Origin of the sequence: Kutzneria sp. CA-103260 (assembly GCF_018263855.1) — a bacterium.
In the GTDB taxonomy this organism is placed as follows: Bacteria; Actinomycetota; Actinomycetes; order Mycobacteriales; family Pseudonocardiaceae; genus Kutzneria.
In genome coordinates this window covers 5,451,575-5,473,221 of the sequence record NZ_CP073318.1, presented here as the reverse complement: position 1 = coordinate 5,473,221, position 21,647 = coordinate 5,451,575, and the positions used below count along the sequence as shown (strand labels likewise).

Below are 21,647 nucleotides of genomic sequence, written 5' to 3'. Positions count from 1 at the left end.
TGATGAAGGCAAGGGGCTTACTCGCGGTGGCGTTGGCCGCCACGGCGATGGTGGTGGCGCCGGTTGCGGCGCAGGCGAATGTCGGCGGGGCGTTGCCGCTGCCGGGGTTCGGGGCGATCGTGGTGGACCAGGCGCACAAGCACGTGTTCGTGAGCGGTGGGCCGACGGGCAACTCGATCGTGGTGACGGACTTCTCGGGGGACGTGGTCAAGCAGATCACCGGGGAGTTCGGGGCGACGGGGCTGGCGCTGAGCGCGGACGGGGCGACGCTGTACGCGGCGCTGGCGGCGGGTGACGCGGTGGCGGCGATCGACACGGTGAAGTTCACGGAGACAGCAAGGTACGCGACGCCGGCGCAGACGTGCCCGACGACGCTGGCCCGGACGGGCCAGTACGTGTGGCTCGGCTACGGCTGCGACGGGAACTGGTCGGGCGGCATCGGTCGGCTGGACACGGCGGCGGCGACGCCGGCGATCACGTTGGGGCAGCAGGGAAACGCGGTGTTCAACGGGGCGCCGCTGGTGGCGGCGGCGGAGAACGGGCCGGTGGTGGCGACGCAGCCGAACCTGAGCCTGTCCACCACCGACGTCTACACGGTGAACGCGGGTGCATTGCAGGCCGGGGCATCGGGCACGGTGACCGGTAGCGACGTACAGGACGTCACCGTGACGCCGGACGGGGCGACGCTGTACACGGCGGCAGGCTCGGAGGACCACGTGGCGGGGCTGGCGACTGCGGACCTGTCCGGCCGGGGTGCGTACGCCACGGGGCACTTCCCTGACGCGGTAAGGATTTCCGCCGACGGCGGGTACGTCGCCACCGGCGCCTACACATCCGCGCACAAGGTGCTCGTGTTCAAGTCCGGTGGCACCACGCCGGTGAACGCCGTCGGCCTGGGCGACAGCACCACGGCGAGCCGGGGCCTGGCCTGGACCACGGACAACAAGCGGCTGTTCGTCGTCACCCAGCAGACCGCGGGCGGCGCTCCCGGCCTGGCGGTCGTGCTCGACCCGACGGAGCCATGCACGCTGCTCTGCTGATCACAGCGGTCGGTTGAGCGATCCCATCTGCCTCGGCGGGTGGGATCGCTTCTTTCGTTCCGGAGGTCAGCGGTCGATGGGGGCTGTGCGTGTCGGAAACCATGTCCATGCTGGTCAGGCCGCGTGTTTGTACTCATGGATGACTCCACCGAGGCGGACGTTCGAGACTGTCGACCAGGCGCCGGCAGCAACCATTCAGACGGCAGCGTTCCGGCGGGCGGTGCGCTCCAGGATCCCCAGGGTTGCTTTGAGGGCGGACTCCGAGATCACCGGGAAGTCGACGCGCTTGCGCCACTCCTCGTCGACTTCCGACCAGTCGTAGTAGGAGGTGACGCGGGTGCCGTCCTCGGCCGGTTCCAGCCGGTAGCCGTAGATGTGGCGGGCATGCGGTCGGACTCGGCCCTCGACGGTCCAAGCGATCTCCTCGCCCGGGATGAGCTTGGTGATGACGACCTCGACGTCGTACCTCCCCAGCGGAACGTCGCCGAGCGCTTCCCGGTCCATGTGGACCACGAACCGGTCGCCGGGCTGTGTGACCGGCGCCCCTTCGGCGTCCATGAGCATTCCCGACGAGTCGATGTCCACATGACCCTTCGGATCGGCCAGGACGGCGAAGATGGCGCTGGCGGGGACCGGTACGAGTCGGGAGACTTCGATCCGTTCCGTGTTGTCGTCCGGGCGCGGCGTTTCCGCCGTGGCGATCAGGACAGCGCGACCGAGGACGTGCGAGGTCATGGTGAAGCCGAGGACGGCGGGGGTGGCGTCGGCCGGGATACCGATGGACTCGACGTCAAGGGCGTGCACCACGACGAAGTAGCGGTGCGGGCCGTGCCCAGCCGGCGGGGCGGCGCCGATGAAACGCGCGAGGCGGGCGTCGTTGGGTAGCTGGAAGGCGCCCTCCGGCAGGCCCGAACCGGTGTCGTCGCCCACGCCCTCGGGCAGCTCGGTGACGGTGGCGGGGATGTCGGCGACCGCCCAGTGCCAGAACCCGGACCCGGTTGGGGCGTCGGGGTCGTAGACGGTGACGGCGTAGCTCTTGGTGCCATCGGGAGCGCCGCTCCAGGACAGCTGCGGGGAGATGTCCTTCCCGCCGGGGATGCTGGCGGAGAGCTGCTCAAGCGACCAGGCGGCACCGTCGGTGATCGTGGTGCTGGCAACGGTGAAGGCAGCTGCCTCGGGGAGGCGGGCGAACGGGTCGTTGGCGCTCATCGCGTCGTTCCTTTCCTGCCGCGTTGGTGACGTGCCGAGGGTGGGGTCTCGTCGGGAGGCCCGGCCCTCGCCTCTCGGCCTCCGGATCGACCATATCACAGATAATCGATTATCTCTCGCCCTGTCTATACTCTGGCCATGACGCGAACGACGGGTGCCACGACCTCGCGGGGCAAGCCCATGCTCTCTGAGCAGGTCTATGCGCACCTGCGGGACGCGATCATGCACGGCGCCCACGCACCCGGTGATGCCCTCAAACCGCAGGATCTCGCCAAGGAACAGAGCGTGAGCCTGGCCGTCGTGCGCGAGGCACTCGTGCGTCTGGTTGGCGAGGGCCTCGCCGACCGGCTGCCGAACCGTGGCTTCGCTGTCCCGGCCTTCTCCGATCATCGCTGGCAGGAGATCGCGGAGGCTCGGCGGGCCGTCGAACCTGTTCTCCTGCGCATGTCCATCGAGCGCGGTGACCTGGACTGGGAGTCCCGCGTGCGGGCCGCCCATCACCGTCTCGCCCGCACCCCGGCGTTCGTCCCCGGGGAAGGCGAGCACTACAGCGACGCATGGGCCGAAGCGCACCGGATCTTCCACCGCACCCTGCTGGAGGGATGCGGCAACGCGATCCTTCTGGAGACCTTCGACCGAATGTGGACCGCGAGCGAACTCGCCCGCCGCTGGTCGGCCCACCGCACCCCCGACCGGGACCACCTCGGTGAACACCGCCGGCTGGAGGATGCCGCGCTGGCGCGCGATGCCGACGCCGCAGCCGCGGCGCTGGCCCAGCACCTCACCCTGACCGCGGCCGGACTGGCCGACCGCACCCAGCACGAACCCACGACGGAAGCCTGACGCGCCTCAGCAGCGCGGCCGGTCGAGTTCGTACCCCGGATTCCCGGCCGCGCGAACCGCGACGGATCAGAGCGGCCCGGGCTGAGGAGAGTGGCGGGTGGGCTCTGCCGCCCGAGATTGCGTAGCTGCCCAGCTGGCGAGGAGTTTGAGCCGGTCTTCGGATGCGGTGCCGGGTTCGGCGGTGTATGTGATCAGGTTGTGCACGGCTCGGCCGGACAGGGGTAGGTCGAGGGACTGGAAGGTCAGTTCCAGGTGGCCGACGTCGGGGTGCTGGAGCCGTTTGATGCCGTCGTGGCGGATCAGGACGTCGTGCATGGCCCACAGGCCGCGGAACTCGGGGCTGAGGGTGCACAGCTCGCCGACGAGTTCGCGCAGTGCCCGGTCGCGGGGCTCGCGCCCGGCCTCGGCGCGCAGCAGGGCGGCGGTGGCATTGCCGGCGGCGTCCCAGTCGACGAAGAAGTCATGTGCGCCGGGGTCGAGGAAGATGTAGCGGGCGATGTTGGGGCGGCCGCGCTGGTCGACGGTGGCGCTGTCGAACATCGGCGCGTGCAGGGCTCGGGCCAGGGGGTTGCTGGCGACGACGTCCGTGCGGCCGTTGCGTACGAACGCCGAGGACATCGTCATGGAGTCGAGCAGCCACTGGACCCGGGGCGGGACCTCGACGTCCCTGCGACGCGATGGCGTGCGACTCTCGGGCCGCGATGACCGGGCCAGGTCAAACAGGTAAGTGCGTTCGTTGTCGTCCAGTCGCAGGGCGCGAGCGACCGCGTCCAGGACGTCTTCGGACACGCCGCCGATGTGACCCTTCTCCAGCCGCGTGTACCACTCCGTGCTCACACCGGCAAGGACGGCGACCTCCTCGCGCCGCAGCCCGGCGACCCGGCGACGGGCGCTGGTCGGCAGTCCGGCCTGCGCCGGGGTGATTTTGGCGCGCCGGCTGGCAAGGAAGTGCCGGATTTCGCCGCGGTTCCCGGGCTGCTGGTCCATGTCATTCACGGTAGCCGCTGGTCACGGCGCGAGGGGGGTTGAGGTCATACCCCCTGTAAACGCGACCTTCTCCGGTGGCGGCGATCGCGGTCTCCTGGGGATCGAAACAAGCAATGGAGGCAGGGGACATGACGAGCAAGACGCTGACAGCGCCGGCGGTGGCGCTGGGCACGTGGGCCTGGGGAGACAGCGGCGAAGTGGGCGACGGCTATTTCGGCAGTCAGCTGACCGCGTCCGGCCTGCGAGAGGTCGTCGAGAAGGCGCAATCGAACGGGTTCACCCTGTGGGACACCGCGGTGGTGTACGGCATGGGCCACTCGGAGACGGTCCTCGCTCAGGCGCTGAAGGGCTACGCCCGCAGCGAGTACCAGCTGTCGACGAAGTTCACCCCGCAGGTCGCGGGCGACGGCGACGATCCGGTCGCGGACATGCTGGAGCAGAGCCTCGACCGAATGGGTACGGACTATGTGGATCTGTACTGGATCCACAACCCTGCCGACGTGGCCCGTTGGACGCCGCTTCTGATTCCGCTGCTGCGGAGCGGCAGGATCAAGCATGTCGGCGTCTCGAACCACAACATGAAGGAGATCGCTCTCGCCGATCAGATCCTCGGCGAGGCCGGCTTCCGTGTGGAGGCGGTCCAGAACCACTGCAGTCTCCTGTACCGGAACTCTGAGCGGGCGGGCATTCTTGATCACTGCCGCGAGCACGACGTGCGGTTCTTTTCCTACATGGTCCTCGAGCAAGGGGCGCTGACCGGCAGGTACAGCCCGGCCCATCCGTTGCCGGAGGGCAGCAGCCGGGCGGCTGTGTACAACGGCATCCTGCCCCAGTTGCAGGCGCTGACGGACAGGATGGGGGCGATCGGCGAGGACCGAGGCGCGTCCGCCGCCGACGTCGCCACCGCCTGGGCCATCGTCAAGGGGACCACCCCGATCATCGGGGTCACGAAGGCGGGTTACCTCGACGGGTTGGTCCGAGCTCGCGGCATCGAGCTCGCCGACGAGGAGATCGCGGAGCTGGAGGCGCTGGCGGATGCTGCGGACGTCGACACGCGCGGCAGCTGGGAGCACGACATGTAGCAGTCGTCGTCATCGCCGATATGAAGCACAGCATCGACGCCGTTCCGAACCTTCACTGGGAGGCCAAGGAACTGCTGCTCGACCGGAACCGCATCGCTGTGCGCGTTTCGTGCAGATGACAAACCTGCGTGACTCCGCCAGGCCCACCACCGCCACCCACGTCGTGAGGCGTGACGATCGAGCGGGATTCGATGGCAACGAACCGCCATCGAACTCAGCTGATCACCCCGCGGGCCGGACCGGTGCCTGTCTCAGCCGATCTTCGCGATCATCTTGCCGGCGACGCGGCCGGTGAACATCTCCGGGAACGCGACGGGGATTGCCTCCAGCCCTTCGATGACGTGTGTGCTGTAGTGCAGCTTCTGTGTCGCGACGGCCGGGGCGAGATCAGCGAGGAATTCGGGGTAGTAGTCGTAGAACTCGGTCACGTTGAAGCCGCGGATGGTGAGGGTCTTGTAGATGGCCGCCCGCAGCAGGTCCGGCAGATGGTCCGGTCCCTCGAAAGCCCCGGTGCGCGTGATCTGCGACATGACGCCGCCCAGGGCGACCTGCGCGTTCCGGTTCAGGTGCGCCGGCAGCGCGGGGAACAGGGCGACACCCACGTTCTCGTAGAGGGTGTCGATTCCATCGGGCACGGCGCGGGCGAGTTGCTCGGCGAAGTCGGGCGCCTTGTAGTCGGCGGCGGCGTCCAGACCGAGATCATCGAGCAGGTGGCGGGTCTTCTCGGGCCCGCCCGCGATCCCCACGACCCGGTATCCCCGGAGCTTTCCGATCTGAGCCGCGGCCGAGCCGACGGCGCCGGCCGCAGCGGTGACGACGAGCGTTCCACCCGGCTTCGGGTCCAGGATCTTGGTCAGGCCGACCCAGGCCGTGAGGCCCGTCACGCCGAGCACGCCGAGGTTCGCCGCCAACGGCGCCGCGTCCGGATCGACCACCCGAAGGTCCGACCCGTCGGACACGGCGTAATCCTGCCAACCGGTGGCGCCGGTGAAGCCGGCGACGTGGGCACCGACAGCGAACGCGGGATTGTCGCTCTGCTCGACGACGGCGACCGTGAAGCCGAACATCGTGTCGCCGAGCGCGATGGGCGTCTGGTCGCTGTTCGCGTTCCCCATCAGGATGCGGTTGAAGGGATCCAGCGAGACCAGGATGTTGCGAACGAGCACTTGTCCGTCGCCGGGGACGGGCACGGGGCGCTCCACGATCTCGAAGTCGCTCTCCTTCGGGTTTCCGTGCGGCCGTGCCGCCAAGATGATCTGCCGATTCACGCGCGCGCTCACGCTTGTCTGCCTCTCGTAGGGCGGGCCAACTGGTGTGTCCTCGACAGAACGCCACCCGCCGGGACCCAACCAGTGCTCTCGCGGACCCGGGTAGTGACAGGTCCTCCCAGGCCCGATCACCCGCGAGTTACCGTGCTTTCATGACCGACAAGCCGAACCACCTGGGCGAATACCTCCGCGCCCGCCGCGGGCTTGTCCCGCCCGAGCAGGCGGGCGTCCCCGATCTCGGTGGACGGCGGGTGCCCGGCTTGAGGCGCGAAGAAGTTGCCATGCTCGCCGGGATCAGCGTCGACTACTACCTGCGCCTGGAGCGGGGACGCGAGCGCAATCCGTCCGTGCAGGTTCTCGAATCCATCGCCCGTGTCTTCCAACTCGACGACGAGCACACGGCCCACCTGCTGAGCCTGGGGGCGGACAAGCCCCGGCGGACGCGGCGCAGGCCGCGGACCGAGACGGTGCCGGCCAGTACCGTCAAGCTCCTGCCGCCCCTGCCGTATCCCGCGTTTGTTGAGGGCCGCTATTTCGACATCCTGGCCGCCAACGCCGTGGCGACCGCGCTGTCGCCGCGCCTGTCGGTTGGGGGCAACCAGTTGCTCGACGTGTTTCTCGACCCGGCGGAGCAATCCCTCCACCTGGACTGGGACGGGACCACAGCGTGCTACGCCGCCAGCCTCCGCCGGTCCGTGGGCACCGACACCGACGACCCGCGCCTCGTCGAGCTCATCGGAGAACTCTGCCTGGCGAGCCCGCGCTTCCGCGCCCTGTGGAACCGCCACGACGTGGCGGCGCAGCGCGCTACCTCGGTCCCGTTCGACCACCCACAGGTGGGCGAGTTGCGTCTGCATCGTGAGAGGCTCGCGATCAGCGGAACGGACGGCCTCACTCTCGTCATCTACCACGCGGAGGCTGGCTCCTCGGACGACGAAAAGCTGGCGCTTCTGGGGTCGTCCTCACTGACGCAGGCCGAAAACAACGGCCTTTCGCGTCGCCCCTCGGCCGAGCGACACGGCTGAACCACATTTCTCTTCGTCCACCGGGATATGCGGTGACAATGCGCGTCAGTGGATGAGCAAGCCGACGATCTTCGTCGGCTGTTTTTCGTTTCTGCGTCTCATGGTGCCGGCACTGCGGCCGTCTCGCCGTCCATGGCCGCCAGTTGACGGGTGATGCGGTTCGTGTCGGTGATCCGATGCTGAGCGCGGCTCAGGTCCAGGGCACGCTGCCAGGCCTCGCGGGCCTCGGCGTGTTGTCCCAGCGCGGCGTGGGTTCGGGCCAGGTGGTCGAGGGTGTCCGCCTCGTAGTAGGTGGCGCCGAGGTGTCGGCACAGCTTGAGGGATTCCTGGAAGCGGACCAGGGCCCGCTCGTGCCGGCCGCGGCGGTGTTCGATGTAGCCGAGACAGTCGAGGGTGACGGCCTGGCCCTGTCGGTTGCCGTGCCGGACGAACAGGGCCAGCGCCCGCTCGCAGGAGGCCCTGGACTGCTGGAAGTCGCCGAGCAGCGCCTGGTGCCAGCCCACCATGCTGAGCGCCTCCGCCTCCCACACCGGATTGTCCAGCGTCCGGAACAGGCGGAACGCCCGGTCGGCGTAGTCCAGTGCCAGGCGGTCGTCCACGTGCCGCCACACCCAGGTGAGGTCGTAGTACGCGCGGGCTTCCCCATGCGTGTCACCGGCTTCGCTGGCCAGGTCGAGCGCGCGGTGCAGGTGGGAGGCGGCCTCGGTGCGCATTCCGGCCCGAGCGTGGGCCTGGCCGAGCAGGCGGTGCGCGTGCCCTTCGAGTGCGCGGTCGCCCAGTTGCCGCGCGGCGGTGAGCGCGATTCGCCAGGTCGTCAGCTGCTCGTGCAAGTGCCCGCGCCGCAACAGGTAGCCGTGCATCGTCCAGGCCAGCTGCCAGGCCAGCTCCGGCCAGCCGTGCCGGACCGCGGCCTGCTGTGCGGCGAGCAGACCGGCGTGTTCGACGTCGAACCAGGACAGGATCGAGGCGTCGTCGGGGAAGTTGGGGATGGCGAAGTGGCTCGGCCGTTCGCCGATGTCGATCGGCTTGCGGTGCGGGTACAGGAGTCGCTCGCCGACGTAGCTGGCGTGGATGTAGAAGGAGACCAGCTGCCGCAGGGCTGGTGTCCCGCCCGACCGCGGTTCGGCGGCCCGCTCGGCGGCGTAGAGCCGGACCAGGTCGTGCATACGGCAGCGAGGAGAGCCTTGTCGCTGCACCAGATGCGCGTTCTCCAGCTGCCGGAGCAGCGCCGTGACCCGGCTGGCCGGCAGTCCGGTCAGGACCGCGATCGCGGGCAGTCCGATGTCGGGGCCCGGGACCATGCCGAGTAGCCGGAACACCCGGGCGGCCTCGGGGGCGAGCGCTTCGTAGGACCAGGAGAGCGTGGCGCGCAGGTTCGAGGTGAGCTCGCCGCCGTCCAGAGCGTCCAGCCGGGCCGACGCCTCGCCGAGCTCGGCGGCCAGCAACGACAGCGAAAGTTCTGAGTAGGTGGCCGCGCACGCCGCCACGATTCCCAGGGCGAGCGGCAGGCCGGCGCAGTAGGTCACCAGCTCGTCGACCGCGGTCCGGTCGGTTTCGACCCGGTCGGGGTCCAGGCGCTTCGCGAGCAGGTTCCTGGCGTCCGGGGCGTCCAACACGTCCAGCGCCAGCGGCCGGGCGTCATGGGTGGTGACCAGCCCGGTCAGCTGGTTGCGGCTGGTGATCAGCACCGTGCAGCTCGGGCTGTCGGGCAACAGCGCCGCCACCTGGCCGCTGTCCCTGGCGTTGTCCAGCACGATCAGCATGCGCCGGTCCGCCACCGTGTCCCGGTACAGCGCCGCCTGCCCCTCGGCGTCGAACGGGATCGACGCCGGCGGCAGCCGTAGCGCGTCGAGGAATCCGCGCACCGCCTCCACCGGTTCCACCGGCGTGCCGGACGGGTCGAACCCGCGCAGGTTCACGTACAACTGCCCGTCGGGGAACAGGTGGGCGTTCTCGTGGGCCCACTGCAGGGCGAGCCAGGTCTTGCCGACGCCACCCATGCCGACGATCGCGATGATCGTGACGGCGCCGTCCGCCTTGGTGGGCAACGACTTCGTGAGCGAGGCCAGGTCTCGGGTCCGCCCGGTGAACGATCGGGGACGGGCCGGCAGACGGGGCACCGGCACCGGCGCGGTCCGCGCCGGAAGAGGCGCGTCGGCCGGCGCGTAGGGGTGGTCGGGAAGGCAGATCCAGGCCCGCACCGCGGTTTCCTTGACGGTGACGTCGGCGTGCCGGTAGGTGATCGCGTCCTCGATCCGGCTGTTGCGAACCACCTCGTGGAAGAACCAGGACGAGACGATGAGCGCCAGCACCCCCGGCGAGCCGGCCAGGGCCGCCTTCAGCGGCGGCGCGTCGAGCAGCCGGAACGCCAGGTTGATCGACTTCGCGGTGACCCCGAAGTCGTCGTAGGCGATCTCGCCGGCGTGCAGCGCCATCCGCAGCCGGATCCGTTCCGGGGCCAGGTGGGTGTTGTTGTGCCGGTGCAGCGCCGTGGCCAGGGCCTTGGGCAGCGAGTCGACGAACGCGGCCTTGGGCACCTCCGCCCCGGCGAGCACGAACACGCCGTCCCCGCGGTCCTCGATCTCACAGCTGTCCCACGGGATTCCGGCCGCGTCGAAGGCCATCCGCAGCGCTCGGTACACCCCGCCCCGCACCACGACCTGGTCGTTGTTGGTCCGTTGCGGGTGGCCGAACCCCTCGACGTCCACGACGAGAATCGTTCGGTGCACCGCCTGGCGCCGGTCCACCGAACGAATGGCGCGGACCGGCGACACGGGGCCGGAGCCCGTCTCCCAGCGCGGGTCGGGCACGAGGCCGTCCTCGATGTCCGACACGGTCGAGCGGGCAGTGCTGCCAACGACTTCCGGATAGCCCTGGAACATGGCCGGTCCTCCTCCCGAGGAGTGATCGAGCCGTCTGTGGGGTGGGACGTCGGGACGCGGCGGGTGCCCACAAGGATGAGCCAGGGTCAGGAAGCGGGATAGTGTGATTGCAATATTGCACGGGCGTTACCGGGCAGGTTGTGCCGTATCCTTTTGCGAGGAGTATCGCGAGAGTCGGCGAGCAGGGCTCCGGAGAGGAAGGCGTTCGTTCATGTCGCAGGACGCACCGTCCGCGCGCGAGCGTCAGCTGGCGCGGGAACTCCGACTGCTCCGCATGACCGTCGGCCTGACCGGCAAGGACGTCGCGGCGCGGCTGGGCTGGTCGACCTCGAAGGTCTCCCGGATCGAGACCGGACGGATCGGCATCGGCCAGGATGATCTCGAGTCGCTGTTCGGTCTGTACGAGGCGCCCGACGACAAGGCCGAGCACCTGCGCCGGCTGGCCGCCTCGGCCCGGACGCAGGGCTGGTGGGACGCCTACGCGAACAGCCTGTCGTCCGGATACTCGAGCCTGATCAAGCTGGAGGCGGGATCCGCCGAACTCCGGTGCTACTGCGCGCTGGTCCCGCACGCCCTGCTGCAGACCCCGGAGTACTCGCGGCACGTCATCCAGTCGACCCTGCAGGTGCCCGCGCCGACCGAGATCGACCGGCGTATCGACATCAACCGCCGCAGACAGGCGGTGCTGCGGCGGGAGAACCCGCCCATGCGGCTGTCCGCCGTCATCGACGAGGCCGCGTTCCGGCGGCCCATCCGGACCGCCGACGGGCGGATCGACAACAGCGTCACGCGTGCGCAGTTCCGGCGGCTGGCCGAACTCTCGACGTGGCCGAACGTCACCATCCAGGTGCTGCGCTTCAAGTCCGGGATCCCGCCGGTGACCGCAGGCTCGTTCTCCATCCTGGAGTCGATGGCCACCAACACCCCGGACGTCGTCTACCTGGAAAACAAGACCCGATTCTTCTTCATCGACACGGAGCGCGAAGTGCACCAGTACGTGCAGGAGTTCGAACTGCTCAGCTCGATGGCGCTGGACCCGGACGACTCGCGCGTCTTCGTCGAGCGCGCCGCGCAGCGTTGAGGCCACGGTCGATGCACCGGCGTGAACTGGGGGAATCGGGACTCAAGGTCTCCGCCATCGGACTCGGCTGCATGGGCATGTCGGAGTTCTACGGCCAGGCCGACCAGTCGGCGGGCATCCGCAGCATCCACCGGGCGATCGACCGGGGGATGACCCTCATCGACACGGCGCCGTCCTTCGGCGCGCCGTCCTTCGGCGAGTCCGCGAACGAGCTGCTCGTCGGGCGGGCCCTGCGCGGACGGCGGGATTCCGTCGTGCTGGCCACCAAGTTCGGCTTCGCCGGCAGCGGGGACGACCGGGTCGTGGACAATTCGCCCGCCTACATCCGGCGCTCGGTCGACGAGTCGCTGGCCCGGCTGGAGACCGACCACATCGACCTGTACTACCTCTACCGGCGCAGTCCGCACGTGCCGATCGAGGAGGTGGTGCTGACGATGAAGGAGCTGGTCCAGGCGGGCAAGGTGCGCCATCTCGGGCTGTCCGAGGTCAGTGCCGAGACGTTGCGCCAGGCCAACGAGATCCATCCGATCGCCGCCCTGCAGAGCGAGTACTCGTTGCTCAGCCGCCACATCGAGGACAGGATCCTGCCCACCGCGCGGGAACTCGGCGTCGGTGTCGTCGCCTACGCGCCGGTCGCGCGGGGCCTGCTCGCCGGTGCGCTGACCACATTGGACGGCCTGGAGCCCAACGACCTGCGGCGGCATCAGCCGCGCTTCCAGCAGGGCAACCTCGGCCAGAACCTCGCGCTCGTGCAACGAGTGCGCGCCGTCGCCGAGGAGGTCGGCTGCACCACGGCGCAGCTGGCCCTGGCCTGGCTGCTGGCCAAGGACGACGGGATCGTGCCGATCCCCAGCAGCACCAGCCGCCGGCACGTCGAGGAGAACGCCGCGGCGGCCGAGATCGTGCTGTCGGCCCGGCTGGTCAAGGAGCTGGACGAGGCCATCCAGCCCGACGAGGTCATCGGCGATCGGAACACCGCGGCGAGCCTCGCCCTGATGGAGCTGTAGCACCCCATGGAGCACGTCCTGGCCCGGCGGCACGCCGACTTCCGCCGGTTGTTCATCGGGAACTCGGTGTCTTTGCTGGGATCCAGCGTCACCGCGGTCGCGCTGCCGTTGTCGGCGGTGGTGTATCTGCACGCCTCGCCGTTCCAGATGGGCCTGCTCGGCGTGGCGACCCTGGCCCCGCACTTCGTGTTCGGGTTGCCGGCCGGGGTGTGGGTGGATCGGTTGCCGTATCGGCGGATCCTGGTCGCCGCCGACATCGCGCAGACCATCCTGGTCGGTGCGGTGCCGCTGTTGGCCTGGCTCGGGGTGCTGAGCCTGTGGCACCTCTACGTGATCGTGGTGCTGGCCGGCGTGGCCAACCTGTTCGAGAACGTGACGGCACAGTCGTTCACCCCGCACCTGGTGCCCCGCGAGCAGTTGTTGTCGGCCAACAGCACCCTGATGGCCAGCAACGCCACCGTGAACACCACCGGGTCGGCCGTCGGCAGCGCGCTGGTCACGGTGTTCGCGGCGCCGTTCGCGCTGGTGGTGGACGCCGTTTCCTTTGCTGTGGCCGCCTTTTTCAAGGCGCGGATCAGCACGCCCGGTCCGCCGCCGCGAGCGACCGAACGGCGGCTGGCCGCGGAGATCGCGGTGGGGCTGCGGGCCGTCTTCACCCAGCCCACCGTGCGGGTGGTGATCGTCGCCGCCGCGCTGGGCGCGCTGGCCGGGCAGATGCAGAACGTCGTGCTGGTGCTTTTCCTTGTGCAGGGCCTGAAACTCTCCTCCGGGCTGGTCGGCCTGGCGATCACCGTCGTCGGCGTGGCCGGCGTTGCGTCGGCGGTTGTGGCCACGCCGATCACCCGCCGCCTCGGCCCCGGGCCGGCTTTCATCGCCGGCATGCTGATCTCGGCCCTGGCCGGGCTGGTTCTGGTGCTGGCCAGCGGCCCATTGCCGGTGGTGCTGGCCGTGGTCGGGCTGGCCCAGGTGCTGCGCGGCGCCGGGCCGTCCCTGTTCGGAGTCAACCAGCAGACCCTCCGGCAGACGTTGGTGCCACCGGACCTGCTGTCCCGAGTCAACGCCACGTGGCGGTTTCTCGTCTACGGCTTGCAGCCCGTCGGCGCACTTCTGGGCGGCGTGCTGGGGTCGCTCGACCTGCGCCTGACGTTGATCGTGAGCAGTGTGGTGATGTTGCTGGGCGTGGCGGTCGCGGTGTTCTCGCCACTGCGGTCGATGCGGGCGATCGCTTAGGCGAAGTCGGTCAGTCCAGCGGTTTCCTGTTGCGCTGTCACGTCGGCGAGGCGTTCGGACAGGGCGGCGTGCAGGAAGCGGTAGGAGTCGCTGCCGAGCACGAGGCGTTTCGGGGCGGCGGACTGGTCGGCGCTCGCGATGATGCGGGCGGCCATCCTGGCCGGGTCGCCGAGGGAGGGGCGGCCGCGGTCGTCGGCGCCACGAGTCATGGCGGCGGGGGAGGCGTCGTAGGCGGGCATGGGCGTGGCGGTGTGGAGGCTGTCGAAGCGGAATTCGGTGCGGGCGCCGCCGGGTTCGACGATGGTGACCTCGATGCCGAACGGGGCGACTTCCTTGCCGACGGACTCCATGAAGCCCTCGATGCCCCACTTGCTGGCGTGGTACAGCGACGCGCCCGGGTTGGTGGCCTGCCCGCCGTAGGTGGAGATCTGGATGATCCGCCCGCCGCCCTGGGCCCGCAGGTGCGGCAGCGCGGCCCGGGTGACCTGGATGGAGCCGACCAGGTTGGTGGCCAGGATGTGGTCGATCTGCTCGTCGGTGACCTCCTCGGCCGCGCCGAACAGGCCGTAGCCGGCGTTGTTGACCACGACGTCGACGCGGCCCAGTTCGCCGAACGCGCGGTCGACGACCACCCGCACGGCCGGCGTGTCGGTGACGTCCAGGTGGGCCACCCAGAACTGGTCGCCGTACTTGTCCTGCAGGTCACGCACCGAGCCCGCCCGGCGGACGGTGCCGGCGACCCGGTCCCCGCGGCCCAGCAGCTGCTCGGTCAGCTGCCGGCCGAAGCCGCTGTTGACGCCGGTGACGAACCATGTCCGCATTGCTTTCACTCCTCATGTCTTGGCTGCTCAGAGCATGCGGCGCGGCCATCGAGCGAGGGAGTGCCGAGAAGTTCCTGGGAGTGTCAGGACCACCCACCGCCGGGCCGCGGCGGTTAGCGTCGAAGGCATGGACACACGGGAGGCCGGCAACGCGCTCGGGGAGTTCCTGCGGGCGCGGCGGGAGCTCGTGCGCCCGGAGGACGTCGGCATGCGGTCGGCCGGGATCCGTCGCGTTTCCGGTCTGCGGCGTGAGGAAGTGGCCATGCTGGCCGGCATCAGCGCCGACTACTACCTGCGGCTGGAGCAGGGCCGGGACCGGACGCCGTCGACCCAGGTGCTCGACGCGCTGGCCGACGTGCTGCGGCTGGACGAGGCCGGCGCCGCCCACCTGCGGGAGCTGGCCCGCCCGAAGTCCCGTCGCCGGCCCCGGCCCAAGGTCGAACGGGTGCCGGCCAGCATCCAGCAGCTGGTGCGGTCCCTGACCATGCCGGCGTTCGTGCAGAACAAGTACATGGACGTGCTGGCCGCCAATCCGCTGGCCGTGGCGCTGTCCCCGCACCTGGCGCCGGGCTGCAACCGGCTGCGGGCCCTGTTCACCGATCCCGAGGCCCGGCGTGTTCATCCGGACTGGGAGCAGGGCACCGCCGAGGTCGTGGCCCAGCTGCGGGCGGTCATCGGCGGCGACACCGAGGATCCGCGGCTGGCCGAGCTGATCGGCGAGCTTTCCCTGGCCAGCGAACGGTTCCGCCGCCTGTGGGCCCGTCACGACATCCGCCGTCGGCGCAGCGCCACCACCAGGCTGAGTCATCCTCAGGTCGGCGAGCTCATCCTGCACCGGGACAAGCTCGCCGTCACCGGCACCGACAACCTGGTGATCGTTGTCTATCACGCCGAGCCGGGCACACCCTCGGCCCAGGCGCTGGCCCTGCTCGGCTCGCTGATCACTGCGGGGTGAGCCGCTTTGTCAGAGATCGAGCGTCAGGCGGTGTGAACGCGCCCGGGACACGCATACCATCATGGTGTCGCTGCTGGCTCGTTCCTGCGGGTTCAGCACACTGTCGCGGTGGTCGATTTCGCCCTCCAGGACAGCGGTTTCGCACGAGCCGCAGGTTCCTTCACGGCAGGTGGACGGCACCAGCACGCCCACGTCCCGCAAGGCATCGAGCACCGAACAACCCGCGGCCACGTGGACCGTACGACCGTCGCGCAGGCCGACGTCGAACGGTTTGTCGTCTTGGGTCCCGTGATCGCGCGCCCGGGGCGCGAATCGCTCCACCGTCAGCACCAGCCGCGACCAGACGTCCAACTGCTCGATCTCGTCGATCAGCGACGCCGGCCCGCAGCAGTACACCGCGGTCCCATCGGGCAAGCCGTTCATCAGCGCCGACAACGACGGCCGGCCATCGTTCCTCGTCGTCCACAGGGTCGTTTCCGGCCCGGCCAACAGTTCGCGGAAGGGCATCTCGGCCAGCGACCGTCCAATGTAGTGCAACTGCCACCGCCGACCGGTTTCCCGCAGCCGGGCCACCATCGGCACGATCGGCGTGATCCCGATGCCGCCCGCGATGAACACGTGCTCCGGCGCGTCTGTCAACCGGAAGTGATTGCGCGGCCCGTCCACCCGAAGCGTGTCGCCGACCGCCACCCGCTCGTGCACCCAGACCGACCCGCCGCGCCCGTCCTCCCGCCGCCGCACCGCAATCTGCCAGCGATCGGTGCCCGTCCCCGTGAGCGAGTACTGCCGCTTGCCCTCGCCCGTGGTGAGGTCAATGTGCGCACCCGGCTCCACCTCGGGCAGCCGTCGCCCATCCGCCGGCATCAACGTCAGCAATCGAACATCATCCGTCAACGCCTCCACAGCACCAACCCGCAGCAGGCGTCCTTCCCGCGCCCTCTTCACCGATGCCCGCCCCCGAAGCGTCACCTTCAGCGCCACCGGCCCGCGAAACTCCCACCCGTGCACCTTGATCGGCTCTTGCAGACTGAGGTCCGGGAACCGTTCCACCAGCCGTGCCACCGCCACCCGCGCCTCCAGCCTCGCCAGGCTCGCCCCCACACACGCATGCGGGCCCGCGCTGAACGCGATGTGCTGGAGGTCCTTTCGGTCGATGTCGAAGTCGTCCGGGTTGTCCCAGCGCCGCTCGTCGCGGTTGGCCGAGCTCAGCACCCCCGCCACCACCGCCCCCGCCGGCAGGTCCACTCCGGACAGTGTCACCGCCTTCGTTGTCCGCCGTGTCACTGTCCCCACCGGCGATCCCCACCGCAGCGCCTCTTCGATCAGCGCCCCCACCGCCCCCTCGTCCTCCCGCACCCTTTCTCGCACTTCCGCCCGCTCCACGTAGGCCCCCATCGCGAAGCCGAACAGGTCTCTGGGTTCCTGCATGCCGCCCACGATCAGCAGCTTCACTGTCGCCGCCAGCTCACTGAACGTCGCCCCCGTGGCCAGCAACGCCGACAGAATGCTCCCTGCCGGCACCCCTTCGTCCACCCGCCGCCGGAGCATCTCGTCCACCTCGCGTCCAGCCCCCTCCGCCAGCCGACTCTTCTCCTCGTCCCCCTCGTAGTTCGACGCCCCCGCCGCGATCCCGTTTAACCACCCCAGCACTGTCTCCGCCGGCACCTTCGGCAACCCCGTTGCCTCCGTCAACACCCGAATCGCCAGCGGCTGCGCGAATTCCCCAATCAGATCCACCACCCTCCCCGCCTCCAGCCCTTCCACCAGCTCGTCCACCACCCCCTCCACCACGGCTCGCATCCCTTTGGCAATCACCGACGGCCTCAGCCTGTCCGTCAAAGGCTTCCTCAGCCTCCGGTGGCATTCGCCCTCGCTGTGCAACAGATTCGGCCCGATCGCCTCCGTCAGCGGCGAGTCCTCCACCGCCGCGCTGTACGTCCCCGGCTCCGCCGCCAGCGCCCGCACGTCTTCCCACCTGGTCACAAAAAACGCCCTCGCCCAGCCCACCCACACCACCGGCCGCTCTCGCCGCAACCTTGCATAGATCGGATACGGATCCGCATCCAACCCCGCCACCGTGATCCCAACCCCATCCGCAGAGCCCATACCGGCAGCATCTCCGCCCACCCAAGCCAAGTCCAGAGCAGAACCAAAACCAACACACGCACCCCCAACGCACCCACGACGTAACTCGCGCCGAACCCACGCACCCACCTGACGCGCGCACCTACGGACCGCAACCACGGTGCCGGGTGGCAAGGCCGCGGCGGCACACAGGAGTCTTTGGGGAAGGAGTCGGCCGTCGTGGCCGCGGCAGCGGATCACGAGCCCAAGGGTCTGTGATGTTATGGAATTGTGGGAAGGGGCCGTCGATACGATCTCAGAACGGTTCTCATTCAACGGTTCCCGCCAACGGCACAGGTCTGGCGGTGGCAGGTCCGGTGGTCGTGGCGGTTTGGATCAGAACGGCGGCTCATCCAACGGATCTGGCTTGGTGCTGTAGGTCTGCCCCCACCGCGTCTGGATGCTGGCGGTCCCATCCTCGGCGATGGTGACCTTCGCTTTGGTCGCATGCTTGTAGCGGTGATGCCTACGGTCCAACGGCCCGAGATTAGTGCCCGTGGTCTTGCCTTCCGGCCACGCCACCGCATGATCGAGGTCGCACGACCGCGACGGATGCGAACAACAGGGCATCACACACGTCCTGTGCCGGGTGCGAATGAACCGGTCCACCTCCGCCTTCGGCCGGTACATCCCCGGGCTGTACTCCAACAAGTTGCCGGCCCCATCGGTGAGCAGCCGGTGGAACACCGTGCCAGGCTGGGACATCAAGTCCCGCACGACCTCTGCCGGGATCAACTGACCAGCATCGAGCTGCCCCGGCCGATCATCGACACCCAACAACGCGGTGATGGGCACGGTGACCTGGATCAACGCCTTCGAACCGGCACTTTTCGGTTCTTCCAACACCAAGGCGGCCAACACGTCCGCCCGAACCGCGTCCATCGACCTGCCGTTCTTGGGTTCCGCGCGGGCCAGCCGGTCGATCTTGGTGTACATCGCCTGAGCGACCTCCACCGGCTGTTCGGACTTCAGGACGGCCATCCCGTCGTCCTCGTCGTAGAGCTCGACCTTCCGACCCCGCCGCCGCCCCGCACACCGCCGGGCATGCCCAGCAGGATCCGCGCGCTGCAACCGGCGCTGCACCGACCGCCGGAGTTGTTGACAGCACCGGCCCTCCGCCGTCTCCAACGTCTTCGCGACGGCCTTCTGCGCCAACTCTGGTGTGTAGTCCTCGGTCGGATCGACCAGCCCGTGGGCGGACCACTCACTGATCACCCCGGCCTCCATCGCCTCCAACACATCCGGAAACAGTGTGGCCACGCGGGTGGCCCACTGGACAAGCGAGGAGGCGTTGCTGGGCGAGAGCTGCAACGCCATGCCGATGTCGATGACGGCCCAGTCGTCCACGTTCAACTCGGCGATCAACCGCAACCGCTCGGCCTGCGCCCGACGGATACCCCGCTCGTATTCGATCAAACGAGCGACTTTTGCTTCCATACCAGCAATTCTATGCCCACCGCAAGATCCAACTCGACCCACGAACGAGTGAAACCCATTGCCAGACAACGGCTTTGGTGATCGGCGCTCGGCACAGTGTCGAGGCTACGGTAGCGGGCATGCATGAGGTGCTGAGCCGCTCGGTCAGCCATAACGCCCGTGCCAGGGCGATCTCGATCCGGCCGAGCTGCCATTGCCGGCCTGGGCCCGCAAGCACGACTGACCTGCGGCGCGTCATCGGATCCCGACGAATCCGATGACGCGCCGGCAGAATCAGGACCAGGCGACCGGGAGTTCGAACACGCCGTAGACGGCCATCTGGTGGCGGAACTCGAGGCTGTCGAAGGGAACCGCGAGCCGCAGATCCGGCAGCCGACGGAACAGGGTCTCCAGCGCCACCTGCACCTCGATGCGGGCCAGGTAGTGGCCGAGGCAGTGGTGGATGCCGAAGCCGAAGGTGAGGTGGCGAGGGGAGGGACGGCCGATGTCGAGACGGTCGCCGTCGGGGAAGGCTGCGTGGTCCCGGTTGGCCGACGGCAACGCCACCAGCAGCCCGTCGCCGGCCTTGATCAGCTGGCCGCCGATCACCACGTCCTCACGAGCCGCCCGAGGAAGACCGTTGTGTACGACGGTGAGGTAGCGCAGCAACTCCTCGACGGCGTTGGGGACGGTGGTCGGATCGGCCTGCAACAAGGCTCGTTGCTCGGGATGCTGGAGCAGGGCCAGCACGCTGAGGGCGGTCATGTGGGCGGTGGACTCGTGCCCGGCGACGAGGATCATCCGGGCCAGGTCGGCGATCTCCTGCTGGGTGATCGCCCCGATCCGGTACTGGTCGACGACGAGCCGGCTGACCAGGTCGTCGCCGGGGTCGGCGTCCTTGGCCGCGACCAGCCGCACCATGTACTCGGTGAGCTCCTGGTTGGCGGCCCGCACGCCCTCCTCGGAGGTCCGGCGGTCGGCGACGCGGAGGGTGCGCTGCTGGAAGAAGTCGTGATCCTCGTAGGGCACACCGAGCAGCAGGCAGATCACCATGGACGGCAGGGGAATGGCGAACGTCTTGACCAGGTCGCCGGGCTCCCCGCCGGCGACGAGGTCGTCGACCAGACCGTCCACGAGGTGCTGCACCGAGGGGCGCAGCAACTCCATGCGCCGGGCCATGAAGTCCTTGTTGAGCATCCGCCGCAGCCGCCCGTGTTGCGGGTCGTCGTCGCGGATCATCAGCTGCCGGAAGCGCAGGTTGGCCTTGACCGCCGGCGTGATGAACGGGAAGCCGGGAGTGTTCGGGTCGGCGCTGAACCGCTCGTCGGTCAGCACCGCCTGCGCGTCGGCGTAACGGGTGATCAGCCACGGCGTGGTGCCGTCCCACAGCCGCACTTTGCCGACGGGATCATCGTCGCGGCGCAAGGCGAACGGCGCGGGCGGGTCGAAGGTGTGGCTGGCCCGGGCCATCGGGTAGTCCTGGATGGTCACGACGCGGCCCGCAGCAGGTCGGCCAGCTTCTCCCGCATGATGATGTTGGTGCCGTCCGAGTGCAGCCAGATCGCCGCGTCCCGCAACAGCTTCTCGATGCCGTTCTCCCGCATCACGCCAGCCCCGCCCCACAGTTCCATGGCCCGCCGGGCTGAGTCGAAGGTCCGCTCCGAGACCAGCAGCTTGGGGATGATGCTCAGCGCCGGGTCGTAGCCCTCGGTCCGGGTGGCCTCGCTGGCGGCCCGCAGCACGTAGGTGCGCGAGGCGTCCACGTTGACGTACATGTCGGCCAGGTAGGAGCCGACGGCCTGGTGCTCGATGATCGGCTTGCCGCCCTGGATCCTGGTGCGGCAGAAGGAAAGTGTGCGGTCGAAGCACTCGCGGGCGATGCCGAGGGCGCACGCGGCCGCGTAGGTGTTGCCGGCCCGCATGGCCGAGATGGCGTCCTGGCGGGCGGTGTCCGGAGCGCCGAGCACGTCGGCGTCCGGCACGAACACGTTGTCGTAGAAGATCTCCGAGTTGTTGGCGGTGCGCTCGCCGCACTTGTCGTGCACCTTGCCGATGCGCACGCCCTCGGTGCCGGCCGGCAGGATGAAGCCGGTGATGCCGGCCTCGCCGGTGCGGGCGTAGCACAGGATGATCTCGGCCCGGTTGGCGTTGGAGATGTAGTGCTTGACGCCGTTGATCACATAGCCGCCGTCGACCCGCTCGGCCCGGGTGCGCAGCCCGCCGTTGGGACCGGTGTAGGGTAGGAAGTTGTCGGAGCCGGCGGCCGGCTCGGTCACCGAGGCCGCGAACAGGCCGCGCGGGTTGGCCGCCATCCGCGACAGGTGGCGCTCGCGCTGCTCGGGGGTGGCCATGGCGTGGAACATCTGGGCGATCTTCCAGTGCACGCCCAACACCACGCCGATGCCCAGGTCCGCGGCGGCGATCTCCTCCAGCACAGTGACATTGGTGACGTGGTCGGTGCCGCTGCCCCCGTAAATCCTCGGCAGCGGGGCCTGGCGCAGGCCGTGGGCGTCGGCCTGCTCGATGATCTCCCACGACCAGGCGTCTTGCGGGTCGGTCTGCGCGTCCAGGTCGGCCGCGACCGGTCGGACGACCTTGGCGGCGAACTCCCGCGCGACCTCGCGCCACTTGAGCGCTTCCGGCCCGAGGCTGAAGTCCACTGTTGTGCTCTCCTTCT

At 69.3% G+C, this 21,647-nt stretch carries 17 protein-coding genes; 8 read left to right on the top strand and 9 right to left on the bottom strand.

The genetic code is table 11. The features are described 5' to 3' along the window. Positions 1-2: 2 nt before the first annotated feature. Positions 3-1,040, top strand: a complete 1,038-nt coding sequence (locus JJ691_RS23840; protein WP_211770931.1) for a YncE family protein — start codon at positions 3-5, stop codon at positions 1,038-1,040. A 195-nt stretch (positions 1,041-1,235) separates the two neighbouring features. Here the strand turns inward: JJ691_RS23840 and JJ691_RS23835 are convergent, their stop codons facing one another. After that, positions 1,236-2,249: a YbhB/YbcL family Raf kinase inhibitor-like protein gene (locus JJ691_RS23835; protein WP_211770930.1), complete on the bottom strand. Its 1,014-nt coding sequence runs from the start codon at positions 2,247-2,249 to the stop codon at positions 1,236-1,238. A gap of 180 nt (positions 2,250-2,429) precedes the next feature. On the opposite strand from JJ691_RS23835, the gene JJ691_RS23830 reads away from it, so the two are divergent. Beyond that, entirely contained in the window at positions 2,430-3,092 is a 663-nt protein-coding gene (locus JJ691_RS23830; protein WP_211771675.1) for a GntR family transcriptional regulator, read from the top strand. Positions 3,093-3,158: 66 nt separating this feature from the next. Here the strand turns inward: JJ691_RS23830 and JJ691_RS23825 are convergent, their stop codons facing one another. Continuing rightward, entirely contained in the window at positions 3,159-4,079 is a 921-nt protein-coding gene (locus JJ691_RS23825) for a helix-turn-helix transcriptional regulator (RefSeq protein WP_211770929.1), read from the bottom strand. A gap of 128 nt (positions 4,080-4,207) precedes the next feature. Here JJ691_RS23825 and JJ691_RS23820 point away from each other — a divergent pair, with 128 nt between their 5' ends. Further along, positions 4,208-5,161, top strand: coding sequence for an aldo/keto reductase (locus JJ691_RS23820; RefSeq protein ID WP_211770928.1), 954 nt, complete (start codon positions 4,208-4,210; stop codon positions 5,159-5,161). 251 nt (positions 5,162-5,412) lie between these two features. Here JJ691_RS23820 and JJ691_RS23815 read toward each other — a convergent pair whose 3' ends face one another. After that, complete coding sequence (locus JJ691_RS23815) at positions 5,413-6,510, bottom strand: NADP-dependent oxidoreductase (RefSeq protein ID WP_211770927.1); 1,098 nt, start codon at positions 6,508-6,510, stop codon at positions 5,413-5,415. Positions 6,511-6,581: 71 nt separating this feature from the next. On the opposite strand from JJ691_RS23815, the gene JJ691_RS23810 reads away from it, so the two are divergent. Then, positions 6,582-7,454: a helix-turn-helix domain-containing protein gene (locus JJ691_RS23810; RefSeq protein ID WP_211770926.1), complete on the top strand. Its 873-nt coding sequence runs from the start codon at positions 6,582-6,584 to the stop codon at positions 7,452-7,454. A 98-nt stretch (positions 7,455-7,552) separates the two neighbouring features. Here JJ691_RS23810 and JJ691_RS23805 read toward each other — a convergent pair whose 3' ends face one another. Then, positions 7,553-10,336 carry a tetratricopeptide repeat protein gene (locus JJ691_RS23805; RefSeq protein WP_211770925.1) on the bottom strand — a complete coding sequence of 928 codons (2,784 nt, stop codon included), beginning with the start codon at positions 10,334-10,336 and terminating at the stop codon, positions 7,553-7,555. Between the two features lie 211 nt (positions 10,337-10,547). Between JJ691_RS23805 and JJ691_RS23800 the strand changes: the two genes are divergently transcribed. Genes JJ691_RS23800 through JJ691_RS23790 form a run of 3 tightly spaced genes read left to right on the top strand, consistent with a single transcriptional unit; the run spans position 10,548 to position 13,654 of the window. Beyond that, entirely contained in the window at positions 10,548-11,417 is an 870-nt protein-coding gene (locus tag JJ691_RS23800) for a helix-turn-helix domain-containing protein (protein ID WP_211770924.1), read from the top strand. An 11-nt stretch (positions 11,418-11,428) separates the two neighbouring features. After that, entirely contained in the window at positions 11,429-12,424 is a 996-nt protein-coding gene (locus tag JJ691_RS23795) for an aldo/keto reductase (protein ID WP_211770923.1), read from the top strand. A gap of 6 nt (positions 12,425-12,430) precedes the next feature. Continuing rightward, positions 12,431-13,654: an MFS transporter gene (locus tag JJ691_RS23790; protein ID WP_211770922.1), complete on the top strand. Its 1,224-nt coding sequence runs from the start codon at positions 12,431-12,433 to the stop codon at positions 13,652-13,654. Here the strand turns inward: JJ691_RS23790 and JJ691_RS23785 are convergent. Further along, the gene (locus JJ691_RS23785) at positions 13,651-14,475 is read right to left on the bottom strand and encodes an SDR family oxidoreductase (RefSeq protein ID WP_211770921.1); all 825 of its coding nucleotides are present in this window, start codon (positions 14,473-14,475) and stop codon (positions 13,651-13,653) included. The genes JJ691_RS23790 and JJ691_RS23785 overlap by 4 nt on opposite strands. 127 nt (positions 14,476-14,602) lie before the next feature. Between JJ691_RS23785 and JJ691_RS23780 the strand changes: the two genes are divergently transcribed. Beyond that, positions 14,603-15,430, top strand: coding sequence for a helix-turn-helix domain-containing protein (locus JJ691_RS23780; protein WP_211770920.1), 828 nt, complete (start codon positions 14,603-14,605; stop codon positions 15,428-15,430). Positions 15,431-15,439: 9 nt separating this feature from the next. Here the strand turns inward: JJ691_RS23780 and JJ691_RS23775 are convergent, their stop codons facing one another. The 4 genes from JJ691_RS23775 to JJ691_RS23760 form a co-directional block, all read right to left on the bottom strand. Beyond that, positions 15,440-17,395, bottom strand: coding sequence for a cytochrome P450 (locus JJ691_RS23775; RefSeq protein ID WP_211770919.1), 1,956 nt, complete (start codon positions 17,393-17,395; stop codon positions 15,440-15,442). Between the two features lie 495 nt (positions 17,396-17,890). Beyond that, the gene (locus JJ691_RS23770; RefSeq protein WP_211770918.1) at positions 17,891-19,033 is read right to left on the bottom strand and encodes an HNH endonuclease signature motif containing protein; all 1,143 of its coding nucleotides are present in this window, start codon (positions 19,031-19,033) and stop codon (positions 17,891-17,893) included. Positions 19,034-19,264: 231 nt separating this feature from the next. Next, positions 19,265-20,461, bottom strand: coding sequence for a cytochrome P450 (locus tag JJ691_RS23765; protein WP_249228141.1), 1,197 nt, complete (start codon positions 20,459-20,461; stop codon positions 19,265-19,267). Further along, positions 20,458-21,630 carry an acyl-CoA dehydrogenase family protein gene (locus JJ691_RS23760; RefSeq protein ID WP_211770917.1) on the bottom strand — a complete coding sequence of 391 codons (1,173 nt, stop codon included), beginning with the start codon at positions 21,628-21,630 and terminating at the stop codon, positions 20,458-20,460. Before JJ691_RS23760 ends, JJ691_RS23765 begins: the two co-directional genes overlap by 4 nt. Positions 21,631-21,647: the final 17 nt, after the last annotated feature.